The following is an 18,212-nucleotide window of genomic DNA, read 5'->3' as shown; positions in this document are numbered from 1 at the left end:
GTCAGCGGAGCCGCGTGGTGAACCACGTGCCAGCCTGGTCGGCGACCTGCTCCAGGGTGCCGGGCTCCTCGAAGAGGTGGGTGGCGCCCGGGATCACCCGCAGCTCGCCGACCTCCCCCAACTCCGCCAGCGCCCGCTCGTTGAGCGTGATCACTTCCTCGTCCAGGCCGCCCACGAGCAACAACGTCGGGGTACGCACCTGGGCCAGCGCCGCGCCGGCCAGGTCCGGCCGACCGCCCCGGCTGACCACGGCACCCACCCGGTCCGCGCGGGACGAAGCCGCGACCAGGGCGGCGGCGGCTCCCGTGCTGGCCCCGAACAGGCCGATCGGAACGTCACCGGCCGGACGCTCGACCGCCAACCAGTCGATGATCCCGGCCAGCCGGCTGGCCAGCAGCCCGATGTCGAACCGCAGCTCGGCGGTACGGGCGTCCACCTCGTCCTCGGCGGGGCTGAGCAGGTCCACCAACACCGTGCCGAGCCCGCGGCCGGTCAGCGTACGGGCCACCGCCACGTTGCGCGGACTGTGCCGGGAGCTGCCGCTGCCGTGCGCGAAGAGCACCACCCCGACCGGCTCAGCGGGCAGCATCAGATCGGCGGGGAGCTGAACGTCCCCGACCGGAATGGTCACCGTGCCGCGCTGCTCGTCCATGCCCACCTCCGGGGTGCTCGCCTGCCGCCCGGATACCCCTCCCACGGCACCGCACGCACCCGAGCGGCCCTCGCCATCGGCCGCGTTTGCCAGCAGGACCATCGGGTAGGCGACGGACGACCGCAGACCGTGTCGGCGCAACCGCGCCCCGACGGATCGCGAGGATCGCCATGGCCAAGCAGCAGACGTCCCGGCAGCAGCAGATGGACGAGCGGGACCAGCGCGCACAGGACGCCGAACGCAACAAGGACTTCGGGGACCGGGCCGTCGAGGCTCGCCTGCCCGACGATCCCCGGGCGATGGCGCCCCGGGACGCGATCGGGCGGCCGTCGACCGGCGAACCCGTCTGACGTGACGTAGTGCTGACGGTCGGGGCGGGAGCACTCCCGCCCCGACCGTCACTGCTCCACGTTCGCGCGCTCCGGCAACCGCAGCAAGGGTGACCGGCCCGGTGGCTGCTCGGGTGACGGGCCGGACGGCTCGGCCGGCGGCACCGGCACCGTCACCGGCTCGTCGCAGGTCACCCGCAGCATCTGGTCGTGGTGGCGCAGCTCCACCACGTCGTCCGGACCGCCGTGACGCAGCGAGTACGTCGTCTGGTGCGGGCGGACATCCACCCGCAGCGCGAGCCCCCGCCACTGTAGGGAGAACTCCAGCCGGCTGAGTCGGCTGGAGAGCCGGGGCGCGAAGGACAGCCCACCGTCGTGGTCCCGGAGCCCGCCCAGCCCGCTGACCAGGGCGAGCCAGGCGCCGGCCAACGACGCCATGTGCACGCCGTCGCGGGTGTTCTCGTTGAGGTCGTGCAGGTCCATCAGCGCGGCCTCGCGCAGGTAGGTGTGCGCCAGTTCCGGGTGGCCCACCTCGGCGGCGAGCACCGCCTGCGTGCAGGCCGACAGGGACGAGTCGCGTACGGTGCGACGCTCGTAGTAGAGGAAGTTGCGGACCTTCTGCTCCGGGGTGAACGCGTCCCCTCGCCAGTGCATGGCCAGGACCAGGTCGGCCTGCTTGACCACCTGCTTGCGGTACAGCTCGAAGTACGGGTAGTGCAGCAGCAGCGGGTACTTCTCCGCCGGGGTGTGCGGGAAGTCCCACTCCTGGAGCCGGGTGAAGCCCTCCACCTGTTGGTGCACGTCGAGTTCCTCGTCGTACGGAACGTGCATCGAGGTGGCGGCGTCCCGCCAGCTCGCCGCCTCCTCGTCGGTGACCCCGAGGTGGAACGCCTCGTCCCGGTAGCGCATCACCACGTCGGCGGCCGCGAGCAGGTTCCGTTGTGCCATCAGGTTGGTGTAGATGTTGTCGTTCTTCACGGCGGTGTACTCGTCCGGGCCTGTGACACCGTCGATGTGGAACTGGCCGTGCCGGTCGTGGTGGCCGATCGAGCGCCACAGCCGGGCGGTCTCCACAAGCAGCTCCAGCCCGACCTCCCGCTCGAACTGGGTGTCACCGGTGACCATCACGTAGCGGCGCGCGGCGTCGGCGATGTCGGCGGCGATGTGGAAGGCCGCCGTGCCGGCCGGCCAGTAGCCGGAGGATTCCGGGCCCTCGATGGTCCGCCAGGGAAAGGCGGCACCCCTGAGGTTGAGCGTGTCGGCACGCTCCCGCGCCGAGTCCAGCGTGCTGTGCCGCCACTGCAACGCGCTGCGTACCGCGCTCGGCTGGGTGTACGTGAGCACCGGCAGCACGAACATCTCGGTGTCCCAGAAGGCGTGCCCGTCGTAGCCGGGACCGGTCAGCCCCTTCGCCGAGATCGGCCGCTGCTCGGCCCGTGCGCCGGCCTGGAGCACATGGAAGAGGCCGAACCGGACCGCCTGCTGCACCTCCGGGTCACCCTCGACGAGCACGTCGGAGGCGTCCCAGAACGCGTCGAGGTAGTTGCGCTGCTCCCGGTGCAGGCCGTCCCAGCCGTCCAGCCGGGCGCCGGCGAGCGCCGCGCCGACCTGGTCGCGCAGCGCGGGCAACGATCGCCGACTCGACCAGCTGTACGTCAGATACTTGATCACCCGCAGCTTCTCGCCGGGCTTGAGCACGCAGGCGATCGTGGTGCGTACCCAGTCCTGGTAGCCCTCGGACTCGATGGTGGTGTGGTCCGGGCCGTGCACCTCGTGCTCCATCGCGGCGGCGACCCGTAGCCCGGAGACCTTGGTGCGGTGGATCAGCTGCCCCCCGTCCGGGGTGGTCAGCTCCTCCTCGGCCTGTAGGGGTGACTCCAGCACGGCGGCGACCCGGGGGTCCTTGCTCTGCGCGGGCAGCGACTCGTTGGCCACCAGCTCGGACTGCACGATCAACCGCAGCGGGCCGTCGACCGCCTCCACCTCGTAGCTGATCGCGGCGACCGACCGCTGCGTGAACGAGACCAGGCGGGTGCTGCGGACCTTGACCTCCCGGCCGGCGGGCGAGCGCCAGTGCAGCTCCCGGTGCAGGGTGCCGGCCCGCATGTCGAGGATCCGCTCGTGGGACATCAGCTCCCCGTACCGCACGTCGAGTGGTTCGTCGTCGACGAGCAGCCGCATCAACTTGCCGTTCGTGACGTTGACGATGGTCTGCCCCGACTCGGGGAAGCCGTAGCCAGCCTCCGCGTACGGCAGCGGGCGCAGCTCGTAGAACGAGTTGAGGTAGGTGCCGGGCAGGCCGTGCGGCTCGCCCTCGTCGAGGTTGCCGCGCAGCCCGACGTGCCCGTTGGAGAGCGCGAAGACCGACTCCGACTGGGCCAGCACGTCCATGTCGAGCCGGATCTCGCGGACATGCCACGGCTCGACCGGATAGGCCCGCTCCCGGATCACCCGGGGTCCCGTTGGGTGGTGGCTTGGTGCGCGGCAGCGGTGCGTGCCGGCACCGCCGGATCGGCGTCGAGCAGGTCGGCGAGGTCCTGCACCACGATGTCGGCGCCGTGCGCGAGCAACTCGTCAGCCTGCCCGACCCGGTCGACGCCGACGACGTAACCGAAGCCGCCCGCACGGCCGGCGGCCACCCCGGAGAGCGCGTCCTCGAAGACGGCGGCCTGCGTCGGGTCCACGCCGAGCAGCCTGGCCCCGGCGAGGAACGTGTCCGGTTCCGGCTTTCCGCGCAGCCCTTCCGCGCGCGCCACCAGCCCGTCGACCCGGGCCTCCAGCAGTGGTTCCAGCCCCGCTGCGGCGACCACCTCGCCCCCGTTGGCGCTCGCTGTCACCACTGCCCGGCGCAGCCCGGCGGCGGCGGCCGCCCGCAGATAGCGCACCGACCCCGGGTAGACCTCGACGCCGTCGTCGCGCAGGTGTTGGAGCAGCAGCACGTTCTTGCGGTTGCCCACGCCGTTGACGGTGTCGGCGTCCGGCGGGTCGTCCGGGCTGCCCTCGGGCAACACGATGCCGCGGGAGGCGAGGAACGTCCGGACCCCGTCGGCGCGGGGTCGGCCGTCGACGTAGCGGTTGTAGTCCGGGCCGGGATCGAAGGGTTGGAACGGCTCGCCGGAGGCGGTGGCGCGCTGCCGGAGGAACTCGTCGAACGTCTGCGTCCAGGCAGCGTTGTGCACACGGGCGGTCTGCGTCAGCACACCGTCCAGATCGAAGAGACAGGCGGTCACGTGAGCAGGTAGGCCCAGCACGGTACGAATCTATCCACCCCGCTGGGCCCGCAAACCCGTTTCGGCCCGCTCGACACGGTTTCAGTTGGGTCGCAGCGTCCAGATCACGGTCAGGGCCGCTGTCGGCGTGCCGTCTTCGGTCGCGATCTCCACCGCGACGCCGAATTCCGGCCGCCGGCCGGACTCGAACTCCTCGATCACGTCGAGCGCCGACCGGCCGAGCCGCGCGGTGGCCCGCACCGGGCCCATGGCGAGCTTGCGGTAGGCGATGTCGGCCCGGACGGCGAGCGGCACGGCCCGGTCGAGCAGGTGCCCGAAGGCCGCCAGCACGACCGCGCCGGAGGCCGTCTCGCCGAGGGTGAAGATGGCACCCGCGTGCGGGCCGCCGACGTGGTTGTGGGTGGCCGGCGAGTCGGGCATCCGGACGACTGCCCGGACCCCGCCCGCCGCCTCGGGCGCCACCTCGACGAATTCGAAGCCGAGCGTACGGGCGAAGGGCACCGCTTCGAGCATGCCGGCCGCCACCTGACGGGAGTCGATGGTCATGAGCCGACGTTACTAGCCGGTAATCAGGCCGGCAACCAGGAGTTTTCCGCTCTCGTCCGGTGCGTCAGAGGTTGGCGATCGTCCGCAGGATCTCCGCGTAGAAGTTGCCGTCGATGCTGCGGAAGAAGGCGAAATCCTGACCCGGGTCGCCGAAGAACGGACGCAGCGTCCACGCCAGTTGGGTGCCGACGAAGCCGAAGAGCAGGATCCAGATGTAGAGCAGGGTCATGCTCGCCGGCCGCTGCGTCGGTTCGCCCCGTCGGATCGTGCGGTCGTTCCACGCGAGCGGGTAGCCGGGCGGCACGGTGCCCGCCGGAGGCGCACCGGCGGGCTGGCCGCCCCACTGCGCCGGAACGTGAGCCGGCGCGGCGGTGGCCACGCCGTTCGGCGTGGGTTCCGCCACCGCGACCGCGGCCGGTACGACCGCCGGCTCGGCACTCGCGCCGGCGACCGGAGCGGCGGCCGGCGTCGCGACGGCGGGCACCGCGGCGGCGGGCACCGCGGCCGGCGCGGCCGGGGCCGGGGCGTTGGCGTGCGCGTGGACCTGGGCGTTGGCGGTCGCCGGAGCGAGCAGGCCGTGGTCGTTGAGCACCTGCATGCCGCCGGTCAGGAAGCGCAACCCGACAAGCGCCGACAGGGCCAGGATCGCCACGTTGAGCAGCTTGAAGAACCCGTAGTCGGGCGCGGTGATCAGGAAGAAGAGACTGATCGGCGCGAACGCCACAGCGAGCATCGAGGTGACCGTGATCGCCACCATCACCAGCGCCAACGACTGACGCACCGAGAGTCGGGCACCGAAGACCAGGTTGAACAGGTAGAGCGTGGGCAGGCAGATGGCCAACGTGACGAGGAACAGCAGTGGCAGTTTCAGCGCCGAGGTCAGTGCCATCAGCGGACTGTGGAACGCCCCGAGCACCGCCCCGTAGCAGGCCAGCGCGATGGCCGAGCTGGCCAGCATCCGCCCGGTCAACGGGTTGAGGTCACGCTCGGCCACGATCTGCTGCCAGATGCCCTCGCGGTCGCGCAGGATGCGCTCGATGACGAGCGGGCTGGGACGGTCACCCGACACGGGCGCACCCCTTTCGGTGGTCTTTCACTGTGGACTGGGTGGGCAGACCGTAGGGCACCGGGGGGCGGGCCGCCACCCTGCTCCGGTGAGTCGTCAGCGCCAACCCACGTCGATCCGGGCGCCCCGCTCGTCGAAGAAGTGCAGCGCGTCCATCCGAACCGAGACGGCGAGCGGGTGCCCGGCGCTGACCGCCGGGTACGGCGCCAGCCGCACCGCCAGCTCCGCCGGGCGGCGGTGGTGCCGGCCCGGATCGGGAAGCACGCTGGTCTGGGTGCCACTGCTCGGCGGCTCCTGTGGCTCCACCGGCTTACCGGTGAGGCGCTGCATCACCGAGCCGAACCGCCGCAGGCCACGCTGGCCCACCGGCGGCGGGTCGAGCGGCGCACCCATCTCGTCGACCATGATCGCGGTGGCGCCGATGTCGAGGAACGCGAGCGACTCGTGTCCGTGGTGCTCCAGGTAGCGGATCCGCCCGCGCAGCACGTCGCCCGGGCTGTCCGGTGCGACCGGGGTGAGCGCCTCGGCGCGCATGCCGACCACGATCCGCTCACCGTGGTAGTGCGCCACCGCCCGACTGCGGATGTCGTTCCAGGGCAGGTAGAGCGACTGGTCACCGAGGTTGAGCGTGACGTACCGGTCGAGGTGGACGTAGACCGACGCCTCCAGCAGGTTCATCCGCGGGCTGCCCAGGAAGGCCGCCACGTAGAGCGTCGCCGGCCGGCCGTACACCTGGGTGGGTGTGCCGACGTCCTGGAGCACGCCCCGACGCATGATGGCCACCCGGTCCGCCATGGTGAGCGCCTCGGCCTGGTCGTGGGTGACGTAGACGGTGGTGACGCCCAGCTCCCGGGTCAGGCCCGAGATCTCCGCGCGCAGCTCCGCACGCAGACCGCTGTCCAGGTTCGACAGGGGCTCGTCCATGAGGAACAGGCCGGGCCGGCGGACGATCGCCCGGCCCATCGCCACCCGCTGCCGCTGACCACCGGAGAGCTGGCCGGGCTTGCGGGCCAGCACGTCACCGATGCCCAGCGCGCTGGCCACGTCACTGACCCGCTCACCACGCGGTTCGGGCTCCACCCCGGCCAGCCGCAACGGAAAGGCGATGTTGTCGCCGACTGTCATGTGCGGGTAGAGCGCGAAGTCCTGGAAGACCATGGCGATCTTGCGATCCCGTGGCGGCAGGTCGTTCGCCAATTCTCCGTCGAGCAGAACAGCTCCGCTGGTCGGCTCCTCCAACCCGGCGATCATCCGCAGCACCGTGGACTTGCCGCAACCGGACGGCCCGAGGAGCACCATGAACTCGCCGTCGTTAACATCGAGATTGATGCTGTCGACGGCCATGGTGCCATCCCTGAATACCTTGGTCACATCCTTGAGCGTGACGGTGCTCACCGTCGTCCCCCCCAGTTGGTCGGCCGAACCCCTGAAGACTGTGACCAGGATCATTGGTTTAGGACATCGGGTAAACGTCCTATGTTCAGGGAGTGACGGTGCTATTAAGCGACAAAAGTCCGATCAACATTTCGAGGGGCGCTCACCCGGCTCGCCGAGGAACACCTGACGCACCACCCGCTCCGCCGCGTGCCCGTCGTCCAGAGTGCAGAATCGGCCCCGGAACTGCTCGCGCGCCTTCGCCGCCGCGTCGGATCGCACCGCGTCGGTCCGGAACAGGTCGAGCAGATCGTCGAAGGTGGTCGCCACCGCACCCGGCGGCTCGGCCGTCACGTCGAAGTAGACACCCCGGGCCAGCCGGTACGCCTCCCAGTCCGGGGCGTACAACACGATCGGCCGGTCCAGCACCGCGAAGTCGAACATCGCCGACGAATAGTCGGTGACCAGCACGTCCGCCACCAGGTAGAGATCCTCCACCCGCTGGTGGCCGCTGACGTCCCGGACCCGCTCCCAGTCCCCCGGTTGACCGGGACGCCGTTCGCGGTCGTGGAAGTAGTGACTGCGCATCAGCAGCCGGCCCGAGTCACCGAGCGCCCGCACGAACCGGTCCGGGTCGAACGGCGGCCGGTAGCCGGGCAGGTGCTCGCGGTGCGTCGGGGCGTACAGCACGACCTGCTCGTCGGGGCCGAGGCCGAACTCCGCGCGCAGTCGGCGCACCTCGTCCGGGCCGGCGGTGACCAGGCGGTCGTTGCGCGGGTAGCCCACCTCCAGGGTCGTGTACGTGGCCGGGTACGCCCGGTCCCACATCTGGGTGGAGAAGCTGTTCGCGCTGACGCTGTAGTCCCAGCGGTCCACCCGGCGCAGCAGCCCGGCGAAGTCCATCCGGCCCGCGCCGATCGGGTAGCGCTGCTGATCCAACCCCATCACCTTCACCGGCGTGCCGTGGTGGGTCTGCAGGTGCACCTGCTCGGGGCGCTTCCGGACGAAGTCCGGGAAGTTGACGTTGTTGACCAACCACCGGGCGCGGGCCAGCGCCCGGTAGTAGGCCGGGGTGCCGGCGACCACGTACTCCACCCCGGCCGGCACGGCGTCCACCCGGTCCCGACGCACGATCCACACCCCGCGCACCCCCGGCACCAACCGGCGGGCGACCTCGTAGATCGCCGCCGGGTTGCAGGAGTAACCCCGGTACCAGTAGGCGGCGTACACGGCCAGCGTCGGATCGACCGGCCGCCGCAGCTCGGCCCGGTAGTACTCGCGCAGCAACCCGTCGCGGGTCAGCCGGGCACTCCGGCGAGCGACCGGGCCGACCCGCCGCCGGGCGGTGCGAGCCTGCCGGCGGGCGACGTCCCGGGCCCGGCTCGCGGCCCGCAACGCGCTGAAGGTGCGCCACCGACCGGAGGCGACCAGCCGGTGCTTGATCCCCTCCACCCCGTCCGGCACGGGATAGCCGCCGGGCGGCAACCAGCGTTCGTAGTCGGCGGTGATCTGCGCGAAGAACGCCGGCCGCAGCTCCGGGGCGATCCGCTGGCCGTTGCCCAGCACGGTGAGGTAATGCCAGATCATCCGCTCGAAGACCGCCGGCCGCAGGGCGTCCGTCGCCGAGCCCCACCCGTCCATCAGGTGGAAGACCCGGTGCCACTGCGGAAAGACCTCGAAATGCCTGTCACCCCGGGTCCGGGTGATCGCGCCGGCCCGGCGTTGCCGGTAGTTGACGCAGACCCGATCCAGTACGCCGATCCGCTGCGCCGCCATCAGCACCGGGTAGCTGAACGAGACGTCCTCGTACCAGCCGGGCGCGAACCGCAGCCCCAGGTCGGTGAGGAACTCCCGGCGGACCAACCGGTTCCACGCGGTGTGCAGCAGGCGCATCGCCTCCGGTCGGTCCCGCAGCCGGAAGGTGCCCGCGCCGGGCGACTCGGGAAACACCTCGGCCATCGCGCTGCGGGTGGCGGTGTCGTTCCAGTGGGTGCGGACGTGGTCGACGAGCAGCACGTCCGGGCGGGTCGCCCGCAACCGCTCGGCGACCTCCGGCAGGCACTCCGGCGCCAGCCAGTCGTCGCCGTCGAGGAACCACACGTACTCGCCGACGGCCCGGTCCAGCCCGATGTTGCGGGCTGGACCGAGGCCGACGTTCTCCGGCAGCCGGACCGGGCGGACCCGCCGGTCACGGGCCGCGTACTCGTCGATGATGTCGCCACTGGCATCCGGCGAGCAGTCATCGACGGCGATGACCTCGATGTCGGTCTCCGGCTGACCGAGGATGGAGTCCAGGCACTCGCGCAGGTATCCCTGCACCCGGAAGGCCGGCACCACGAAACTGATAAGGGTCACCCGGCCGTCCCTCCGTCAGCGTGGCGCGGCACCTCCGGCGCCCACCGGCGCGACAAACGCCCGCGCGCTACGGGCCGGTCGGACGAACCAGGCCAGGACGACGCTCACCACGAAAACCACGAGAAGGTACGCACCGAGTGTAGCCAGCCCGATACCCGCTACGCCGACAATCGCCGCGAGGGCCAGGAGCACCGAACGTCCGTCCCAGCCCAGCGTGGCCGCGTGCAGCGGTGGTGCCGCCTGCCGTTTCTCCAACCGGGCGGTCAGGTCGTAGTGGTGCACGGTGAGCACGAGGACGTACCCGAAGATCAGCCAACCTGGCACCTCACCGACCACGCCGACCGCGATGGCGAACAGGTACTCGGCCGCCCGCAGCGCCGCCGGCACCAGCCAGTCAAGCGGCCCGTTGTGCGCCGCCCCGGCACCCAGCCCACCGGCCAGCAGCACCACCAGCGCCACCGGCACCGCCCAGCGCAGCCCGTCCGGCGCGTCGCCCAGCAGCGCCACGACGAGCAGCACCGCCGGGCCGAGCGCGGCGATCACCGCCAGGGTGAGCGGCCCCATCGGGCGGACCACCGGCAGCCGTCGGGCCAGCGGGCCGTCGTCGCGGTGCAGGGTGGCGTCGACAGTGTCCAGCACCGGCACCCACATCCAGCGGGCGCGCAGCGTCCGCAGCGCCCCGGTGTACGCGAACGCCAGCACCCCCCAGACCAGCACCGCGATCAGGCTGACCAGCGGATTGAACAGCGCCACGGTCACCGCGATCAACGCCCAGCGCTCACCGATCGGAAAGACAACGGTCCGCTTGAGCCAGTACGACACCGAGCCGGTGTCCGCCTGCACCCGGGTCGACGCCGCGTTCAACCGGTCGCCGATGCCGCCGCTGGCGCCCGCCGCCACCCGCGGTCGGCGGGCCGCCTCGTCGTGCAGCACCCCGTACCAGGTGTCGGTCATGTGCCGGACGGTCTGCAACGTCATCGCGGCGATCGCCAACGCCCAACCGTTGCCCAACCCGGCGTGGCTCACCCCGAAGCCCAGGCCGGCGTAGACCAGGTACTCCTTGGCCCGGTCCGCCATGGTGTCCAGCCAGCCACCCCAGGCGCTGAAGTGTCGCGTGTAGCGGGCCAACTGGCCGTCCACGCAGTCCAGCACGAAGCCGAGGTAGAGCAGCACCGCGCCGCCGACCAGGGCGGGCCGCCCGCCGACCCCGAACAGCACCGCCGCCGCCAGCGCGAACAGCACCGAGATCGCCGTCACGCCGGTCGGGGTGAGCCGGAGCCGGGCCGACAACCGGACCACGTACGGCGACCAGGTGCTGACGAAGTAGGTGGAGAAGAAGTCGTCCTTCTCCTTCACCGACAGCCGCAGCTCGGCCCGGTCCTCGTCGACGGCGGTCACCGCCGCCTCGGCAGCCGCCAACCCGGACGCGTCCGCGACCCGGTGCGCGACGAGCAGGCGTACCCGCTGGGCGAAGATCAGGGTGCCGAGCGCCGCGAGGCCCGCGACGAGCCGGTCCACGGCGGACCCGGGACCGCCGTGTCCGGCTCCCCCGGCGGCCGGCAGCGGCGCCACGTCGCCGACCGGACCGATCGGGGCGGCGACCGGGAGCACCCCGGACGCGGCGGCGCGGGCGGCGGCGGCAAGCGTCGGCAGGTCGTCCACGCCGACCCGCAGCGCGCCACCGAACACGCCGGTGGCGTCGCCGTCGAGGGCGTCCAGCGGGCCGGCGTCGACCACCTGGCCGCGTTCCTCGCGCACGGCGGTCCGACCGGGCACCGGCGGGTCGGTCAGCACCAGCGCCACCGTCGGCCCGACCGGGCTGGTGGCCAGGTGCCGCAGCACGGCGGTGTGGGCCACCAGGTCGGTGCCCGTGATCAGCAGTGGGCCGTCGGCGGCGTCGGCAAGCGCGGCCAGCTCGTCGAGGTCGCCGGCGAACCGCACCTCGTCCGCCCCGGCCCGGCGCAGCTGGGCGGCCAGCCGCTCGGTCAGCGGCTCGCCGGTCGACGTGGTCAGGCCCGCCGCGGCCGTCCCGGCGGCGAGCACGATCGCGAGCGTCACCGCGGGACCGCGGCGTGGTACGCGTCGAGCGCCTCGGCGATGCTGCCGTCGAGCGTCAACCGGCCCGCGTCGAGGTACAACCCCCGACGGCAGAACCGGGTCAGGTCCTTTTCGTTGTGTGACACCAGCACCAGCGTGCGCCCCTCCCCGAGCAGACGATCAATCGTCGCGTAGCACTTCTTGCGGAACTCCGCGTCTCCGACAGCGGTCACCTCGTCCATCAGCAGGATCGGGTGCGGCAGGTGCGAGATGATCGCGAAGCCGAGCCGCACCTTCATCCCCGACGAGTAGTGCCGCACCGACGTGTCGATGGCACCCTGCACCTGCTCACCGGCGAACTCGACGATCTCGTCGAAGTGCCGCTTCAGATAACCCGTCGACAGTCCGTGCAGCCCACCGACCAGGTGCAGGTTCTCCCGTCCGGTCAGGTCGTTGGAGAAACCGGCGGACAACTCCAGCAGCGGCGCCACCGCACCGTGCACCCGGATGTCACCCTCGTCCGGGATGAGCACCCCGGCGATCAGCCGTAGCAGGGTGCTCTTGCCGGTGCCGTTGCGGCCGATCACACCGACGGTCTCGCCCGGCTCGACGGTGAACGACACGTCGCGCAGCGGCCAGAACTGGCCGGGCAGGGCGCCGCGCCCGCCCCGGTGGATGAACAACTCCCGCAGCCGCAGCTGGCGGCGACGGTTGCGGACGAACCGGATGCCCAGGCCGTCGGCCTCGATGATCGGGTTGGCCACGTCAGAGTTCCTTGAGCACTGCGGGTTCCAACCGGCGGAACGACCACCAGCCGGCGGCCAGCACCAGCAGGCTGCCGACGATCGTGGTGGCGAGCAGCCGGGCGTCCGGGAACTCGTCCGGGTACCAGATCGCGTGGTGCAGCTGGAAGATCCCGACCAGGGGGTTCAACTCGTACCCCACCTTCAGCCAGCCGGGCAGCCCCGACTCCCGGACCAGGCTGAGCGGATAGATGATCGGCGTGGCGTAGAAGAGCAGCCGGATGATCAGCCGCAGCAACCGTTCCACGTCGCGCATCAGCACGTTCCAGGCGGACAGCAGCAGGGCGAGCCCGGTCAACAGGACGGCCTGGACGGCCACCGCGAGCGGCAGGGCGAGCAGCGACCAGCCGGGGTGGATCCGACCGTGCGCCGCGTAGATCACCGCGATGGCGATCAGGATCGGCAGGCCGGCAGCGTACTCGGCGAACCGGCCGGTGACCCGGCCGATCGGAAAGACCTGACGCGGCACGTTCATCGTGGTGATCAACCGGGACTGGCCGGTCAGCGCGTTTGTCGCCTCGCTCAGCGCCGAGCTGGTCCACATCCAGGCGAAGATCCCGGTGATCAGGAACAGCGGGTACGACCCGGCCGCCTCGCCCAGGTGCCGGCCGGTGTCCCGGGAGTACAGCACCCCGAACACGAACCAGTAGATGGCGCCCATGCCGAGCGGCTCGATCAACGACCAGAAGTAGCCAAGCACCGACTGCTGGTACTTGACCGCCAGATCCCGCCGGACCAGGATGCGCAGCGAGTTGCGGTGCGACCACAACGCCGCGACGCCAGAGGTCACCGCGAGCCTCCCGCCTCCTGAAACGGACGACAGGTTAGCAGTCGGTGAACGAATGCCCCGAATCGGCCGGACTCAACACTCGATCACGTTGACGGCCAGACCGCCACGCGCCGTCTCCTTGTATTTGACCTTCATGTCGGCGCCCGTCTCCCGCATGGTCTTGATGACCTTGTCCAGCGACACCTTGTGCACACCGTCGCCGCGCAGCGCCAGCCGGGCAGCCGTGATCGCCTTGATGCTAGCCACCGCGTTCCGCTCGATGCAGGGGATCTGCACCAGGCCACCCACCGGGTCACAGGTCAACCCGAGGTTGTGCTCCATGCCGATCTCGGCCGCGTTCTCCACCTGCTCCGGGGTGCCACCGAGTGCCTCGGCCAGCCCGGCCGCCGCCATCGAACACGCCGAACCCACCTCACCCTGGCAGCCGACCTCCGCACCCGAGATCGACGCGTTCTCCTTGAACAGCACGCCGATCGCGCCGGCCGTCAGCAGGAACCGCACCACCCCGTCGTCGTCGGCGCCCGGCACGAACCGGGTGTAGTAGTGCAGCACCGCCGGAATGATCCCGGCCGCACCGTTCGTCGGCGCGGTGACCACCCGGCCACCGGCCGCGTTCTCCTCGTTGACAGCGAGGGCGAACAGCGTCACCCAGTCCATCGCGTGCAACGGGTCGGGCGTCCCGGCGTCCGCCTCCAGGCCACGCCGCAGCTCCGCCGCCCGCCGCCGAACCTTCAACCCACCAGGGAGTACGCCGTCCCGCTCGCAGCCGCGCTGCACGCACTCCCGCATCACCCGCCAGATCTCCAGCAGGCCGGCCCGGATGTCCGCCTCGCTGCGCCAGGAGCGCTCGTTGGCAAGCATCACCTCGCTGATCGACAACCCGGTGGAGGTGGTGACGTCGAGGAGCTGCGCCCCGGTCAGGAAGGGGTACCGCACCTGCGTGCTGTCCGGTTTGATGCGGTCCGCGCCGGCCGCGGCCTCGTCCACCACGAACCCGCCGCCGACGGAGTAGTAGGTACGGCTGCGGACCTCGGCCCCAGCCCCGTCGTACGCCGCGAAGGTCATCCCGTTCGGGTGGTACGGCAGCGAACGACGCCGGTGCAACGTCAGGTCCCGATCCGGGTCAAAGTCGATCTCGTGCGCGGCCAGGATGCTGATCCGCCGCTCGGCCCGGATCCGCTCGACCCGAGGACCGATGGTGTCCGTGTCGACAGTCTCCGGCGACTCGCCCGCCAACCCGAGCAGCACCGCCGGACCGCTGCCGTGGCCGTGCCCGGTCGCGCCCAACGAGCCGAACAGCTCAGCCTGCACCCGTGCGACGTCGGTGAGCAGCCCGTCGGCCTTGAGCCCGGCGACGAACGTCCGCGCGGCCCGCATCGGCCCCACCGTGTGCGAGCTGGACGGCCCGATACCGACGCTGAAGAGGTCGAAAACACTGATCATGGCTGCGCTTCCTCGCCGTCGTCCCGGCGTACGGGACCCGGCCGCGCCAGGACCGTCGATCTGACGGCCCCGCTCGTGATCGACCGGGGTATGGGTTCCGGCCGCCCGGGGTGTGGGTGGCCGATCTGTCAGCGTACCCGCCCAGCTCAACGCCCACCCGACCACGGGAGTGTGCACCCGACCGCCACCGCCCCGCCGCGCCCGCCCGCGCCCGCCGTGCCGCCGTGCCGCCGTGACGCCGCAAGATCGTGCTCGATCCAGGATCTAGTGGTCTCCCTCCGCCCTCGATGCCACTACAACCAGGATCGAGCGCGATCTTCGTCCGGCTGAGACCGACGCCGTGACCGGTGGACGCGGCGGAGGGCGGGCGGCGGGCGACGGACGGCCGGGGATGCGTCAGCGAGGGGCTGCCCGGGTAAGCACCTACGGGTCCACAGGTTGCCGCTCATCCTCGGGACGGAGGGCGAGGTGGCCACCCCCTTCTACCGTGGATTGCAGACGCGGCGCACCGCCGCAGAGTGGGAGTACGACGATGAGTCGCAAACTGGTCCGGCCCCGCGAGGGGCGCATGCTCGCCGGTGTCTGCGCCGGCCTCGGTCGGCGGTTCGGCATGTCCGCCGGCATGGTCCGGCTGCTGTTTCTGCTGTCCCTGCTGCTGCCCGGCACCCAGGTGATCGTCTACCTGATCCTCTGGGTGCTGATGCCGAATGAGGACCGCTACCTGGCCTCCACCCAGCACTGACGCTCGCCGCGCACCGCCCCGTCGAGACCACATCGCGCCCGGAAGGCCACCACAACCATGTTGTGGTGGCCTTCCGCGTAGCCGCAGCCGCAGATACCCGAAGCTGGCCGCCGCCCTGACCACCGGCGCCACCCCAACCCACCCCGCCCAGACCTGAGGCAGCAACTTCCCCGAAGTTGCTGCCTCTCGAGCGGTGGAGGCAGCACCATCCCTGAAGTTGCGCAGATCTTGAGCCAGGGGAAGCCGCAGCGCCCGCCTCGACGGATGTCGGGGCGGGCGCTCGGTGTTACGGGCTTGGCAGGTCAGGGGGCCGTGTAGGTGACGGTGATTTGCTGGTAGCCGAGGGAGCGCAGCAGCCCTTCCAGCATCTTGCGGGTGTTTTCCTCGGCTCGGGCGGAGAGCCCGCTGTCGCGGGCGGCGGCGGTGATCCGGTCCTCGGCGAGCTGGTAGACCTGCTGCTGCCGGTTGGGGTCGTTGCCGACCAGGTCACCGAGCCGGTTGAGCAGACCACGCTGCTCCGCGAAGACGTAGCTCTTCTCCATGTCGAGGTTGGTCTCGCCGAGCTGCGGCGCGGGCAGCTTGATCTCGACGGACTTGCCGTCGGCGGACTGGACGATGGCGCCTTCGGCGATCTTGGTGAAGTCGACGTACGCCTCGACACTGCCGGCGCCGACGAACAGGGTGCGCTCGTTGAGCAGGAAGTCTGGCACGTTGCGCCTGTCGTTCTGGGTGTCGACGACGACCTGGAAGTTGCCCTCCGCGGCCACGTAGCGGCTGAGATCCTGGATCGACTTCAGCAGCGGTGGCTGACTGCGGTCGGTCTGCTCCTTGGCGAACGGGTTGCGGAACTCCGGCAGGAGGCCGGTCACCTGGATGCCGAGCAGCACCACCACGGCCAGCGCGGCGGCGCCGAGCAGCAGGAGCAGGCCGCGAGCGGCCCCACCACCCCCACCGTCGCCACCGGCCGCCGGGCCGGTGGGCGGGCCGGCGGGAGGGTCGCCGGGGCCACCGGGGCCACCAGCACCTCCGAAGCCGCCCGGTGTATCCGCGGTCGGCTCGGGTGTAGCGGTCGACCGCTCCCGGAGATCGTCGCCGGTCGGGTAACCGGGGAACTCCCTCGTGGGCTCGTTGCTGCCAGCGTCGCGGGCCATCACGCTCACCGTCCTCGTCAGACACGTCGTCTGAGATGACGGTACGGCCCCACTGCGACAGTCGCGCGTCGAGCGCCGGGACGCCGACATCGGGCAGGTCAGGCGAACGCGGAGAGCCCGGTGAGCCGTTGCCCGACGACGAGCTGATGGATCTCGGAGGTGCCCTCGTACGTCAGCACGCTCTCCAGGTTGTTGGCGTGCCGCATCACCGGGTATTCGCCGGAGACGCCGTTGGCGCCGAGGATGGTCCGACACTGCCGGGCGATGGCCAGGGCCTCCCGCACGTTGTTCAGCTTGCCGACGCTTACCTGCTCGGGCCGCAGCCGGTGGGTGTCGGCGAGCCGGCCCAGGTGCAGCGCGAGCAGTTGCCCCTTCACCAGCTCGACGGCCATGTCGGCGAGCTTCGCCTGGGTGAGTTGGAAACCGGCGAGCGGGCGACCGAACTGGGTGCGGGTGGTGGCGTACGCCAGTGTGGTTTCCAGACAGTCGCGGGCGGCGCCGAGCGCACCCCAGACGATGCCGTACCGGGCCTCGGTGAGGCAGCTCAGCGGCGCCTTGAGCCCGGCGGCGTCGGGTAGTTGGGCGTCCGTCGGGAGCCGGACGTCGTCGAGCACGATCTCGCCGGTCACCGACGCGCGCAGCGACATCTTGCGGCGGATCTCCCGGGCCGCGACACCGGGCGTGTCCATGGGTACGGCGAAACCGCGCACGCCCTCGTCGGTGCGCGCCCAGATCACCGCGACGTCGGCGATCGGCGCGTTGGTGATCCACATCTTTCCGCCGGTGAGCAGCCAGTCGGCACCGTCGCGGCGGGCCCGGGTGGTCATCGAGGCGGGGTCGGAGCCGTGGTCCGGTTCGGTCAGGCCGAAGCAGCCGATCGCCTCACCGGTGGCCATCGACGGCAGCCAGCTTTGCTTCTGCTCCTCGCTGCCGTAGCGCCAGATGGCGTACATGGCGAGCGAGCCCTGCACCGAGACCAGGGACCGGAGGCCGGAGTCACCGGCTTCCAGCTCCTGGCAGGCCAGCCCGTAGGCGACAGCGGACGCGCCGGCGCAGCCGTAGCCGGTCAGGTGCATGCCGAGCAGTCCCAGCTTGCCGAACTCGCGGGCCAGGTCCCGGGCCGGCACCTGGCCGTCCTCGTACCAGTCGGCGACGTGCGGTCGCACCCGGTCGTCGACGAGCTGGCGGACGACGTCGCGGATCTGCCGCTCCTCCTCGCTGAGCGACAGGTCCAGGTCGAGCAGGTCGAGCGGAGCGGTCATGGACGCCACCTTAACGAAGGTTCAGCGTGCGGAAGAAGGGCTCGTCACTCGATCGGTTCCGAGAGCACGAGCACCCGCGCGTGGATCTGGTTGCGCTGCTGCAGGGCGGCACGCAACGCGCGGTGCAGCCCGTCCTCCAGGTAGAGCCCGCCGTTCCACTGCACGACGTGCGGAAAGAGGTCACCGTAGAAGGTGGAATCCTCGGCGAGGAGCTTGTCGAGCGCCAACTCGCGCTTCGTGGTGATCATCTGATCCAGGCGCAGCGGACGGGGCGGGATCTCCGCCCACTGCTTCAGGGTCAGGTTGTGCTCCGGGTAGGGACGCCCGTCCCGGACCGCTCTGAAGATCACGACGGCACGCTCCCCTCCCCGTGGCCGGGCCGACCGACAGCGCCGAGCCGGGCCGCGGCGGGCACCGCGCGGCGCGGCACCG

At 71.2% G+C, this 18,212-nt stretch carries 16 protein-coding genes; 2 read left to right on the top strand and 14 right to left on the bottom strand.

The annotated features are described in order from the left end of the window. Position 1 precedes the first annotated feature (1 nt). Positions 2-652 (bottom strand): dienelactone hydrolase family protein, encoded by a 651-nt coding sequence (locus tag ACQPWW_RS02700; protein ID WP_433128771.1) that lies wholly within the window; start codon positions 650-652, stop codon positions 2-4. Between the two features lie 170 nt (positions 653-822). Here ACQPWW_RS02700 and ACQPWW_RS02695 point away from each other — a divergent pair, with 170 nt between their 5' ends. Next, positions 823-1,002, top strand: a complete 180-nt coding sequence (locus ACQPWW_RS02695; protein WP_357402731.1) for a hypothetical protein — start codon at positions 823-825, stop codon at positions 1,000-1,002. Between the two features lie 48 nt (positions 1,003-1,050). Here ACQPWW_RS02695 and ACQPWW_RS02690 read toward each other — a convergent pair whose 3' ends face one another. From ACQPWW_RS02690 to ACQPWW_RS02645, 10 genes are all read right to left on the bottom strand, one after another. Further along, on the bottom strand, positions 1,051-3,432 hold the full coding sequence (locus tag ACQPWW_RS02690; protein WP_433128769.1) for a glycoside hydrolase family 65 protein: 2,382 nt from the start codon (positions 3,430-3,432) through the stop codon (positions 1,051-1,053). Further along, positions 3,429-4,232, bottom strand: coding sequence for a beta-phosphoglucomutase family hydrolase (locus ACQPWW_RS02685; RefSeq protein ID WP_433128767.1), 804 nt, complete (start codon positions 4,230-4,232; stop codon positions 3,429-3,431). Before ACQPWW_RS02685 ends, ACQPWW_RS02690 begins: the two co-directional genes overlap by 4 nt. A gap of 60 nt (positions 4,233-4,292) precedes the next feature. Continuing rightward, positions 4,293-4,757 (bottom strand): DUF4442 domain-containing protein, encoded by a 465-nt coding sequence (locus tag ACQPWW_RS02680; RefSeq protein ID WP_433128765.1) that lies wholly within the window; start codon positions 4,755-4,757, stop codon positions 4,293-4,295. Positions 4,758-4,821: 64 nt separating this feature from the next. Then, positions 4,822-5,826 (bottom strand): hypothetical protein, encoded by a 1,005-nt coding sequence (locus ACQPWW_RS02675; protein ID WP_433128763.1) that lies wholly within the window; start codon positions 5,824-5,826, stop codon positions 4,822-4,824. Between the two features lie 93 nt (positions 5,827-5,919). Next, entirely contained in the window at positions 5,920-7,272 is a 1,353-nt protein-coding gene (locus ACQPWW_RS02670) for an ABC transporter ATP-binding protein (RefSeq protein WP_433128761.1), read from the bottom strand. 69 nt (positions 7,273-7,341) lie between these two features. Beyond that, positions 7,342-9,552, bottom strand: a complete 2,211-nt coding sequence (locus tag ACQPWW_RS02665; protein WP_433128759.1) for a bifunctional glycosyltransferase/CDP-glycerol:glycerophosphate glycerophosphotransferase — start codon at positions 9,550-9,552, stop codon at positions 7,342-7,344. Between the two features lie 15 nt (positions 9,553-9,567). After that, positions 9,568-11,610, bottom strand: coding sequence for a DUF5941 domain-containing protein (locus tag ACQPWW_RS02660; RefSeq protein WP_433128757.1), 2,043 nt, complete (start codon positions 11,608-11,610; stop codon positions 9,568-9,570). Further along, a complete protein-coding gene (locus ACQPWW_RS02655; protein WP_433128755.1) occupies positions 11,607-12,353 on the bottom strand; it encodes an ABC transporter ATP-binding protein in 747 nt (248 codons plus the stop codon). The genes ACQPWW_RS02660 and ACQPWW_RS02655 overlap by 4 nt, the downstream gene beginning before the upstream one ends. Position 12,354: 1 nt before the next feature. Continuing rightward, a complete protein-coding gene (locus ACQPWW_RS02650; protein WP_433128753.1) occupies positions 12,355-13,182 on the bottom strand; it encodes an ABC transporter permease in 828 nt (275 codons plus the stop codon). Positions 13,183-13,254: 72 nt separating this feature from the next. After that, the gene (locus tag ACQPWW_RS02645; protein ID WP_357813330.1) at positions 13,255-14,625 is read right to left on the bottom strand and encodes an L-serine ammonia-lyase; all 1,371 of its coding nucleotides are present in this window, start codon (positions 14,623-14,625) and stop codon (positions 13,255-13,257) included. 532 nt (positions 14,626-15,157) lie between these two features. On the opposite strand from ACQPWW_RS02645, the gene ACQPWW_RS02640 reads away from it, so the two are divergent. Then, positions 15,158-15,367, top strand: a complete 210-nt coding sequence (locus ACQPWW_RS02640; RefSeq protein WP_357072623.1) for a PspC domain-containing protein — start codon at positions 15,158-15,160, stop codon at positions 15,365-15,367. Between the two features lie 302 nt (positions 15,368-15,669). Here the strand turns inward: ACQPWW_RS02640 and ACQPWW_RS02635 are convergent, their stop codons facing one another. From ACQPWW_RS02635 to ACQPWW_RS02625, 3 genes are all read right to left on the bottom strand, one after another. Beyond that, positions 15,670-16,518 (bottom strand): DUF4230 domain-containing protein, encoded by an 849-nt coding sequence (locus ACQPWW_RS02635; RefSeq protein WP_433128750.1) that lies wholly within the window; start codon positions 16,516-16,518, stop codon positions 15,670-15,672. A gap of 98 nt (positions 16,519-16,616) precedes the next feature. Then, positions 16,617-17,780, bottom strand: coding sequence for an acyl-CoA dehydrogenase family protein (locus tag ACQPWW_RS02630; protein ID WP_433128748.1), 1,164 nt, complete (start codon positions 17,778-17,780; stop codon positions 16,617-16,619). Positions 17,781-17,824: 44 nt separating this feature from the next. After that, a complete protein-coding gene (locus tag ACQPWW_RS02625; RefSeq protein WP_030329612.1) occupies positions 17,825-18,130 on the bottom strand; it encodes a type II toxin-antitoxin system VapB family antitoxin in 306 nt (101 codons plus the stop codon). Positions 18,131-18,212: the final 82 nt, after the last annotated feature.

It is taken from the genome of Micromonospora sp. CA-240977 (assembly GCF_050942285.1).
In the GTDB taxonomy this organism is placed as follows: Bacteria; Actinomycetota; Actinomycetes; order Mycobacteriales; family Micromonosporaceae; genus Micromonospora.
The sequence above is the reverse complement of the archived record's forward strand: the minus strand, read 5'-3'. Positions and strand labels throughout refer to the sequence as shown.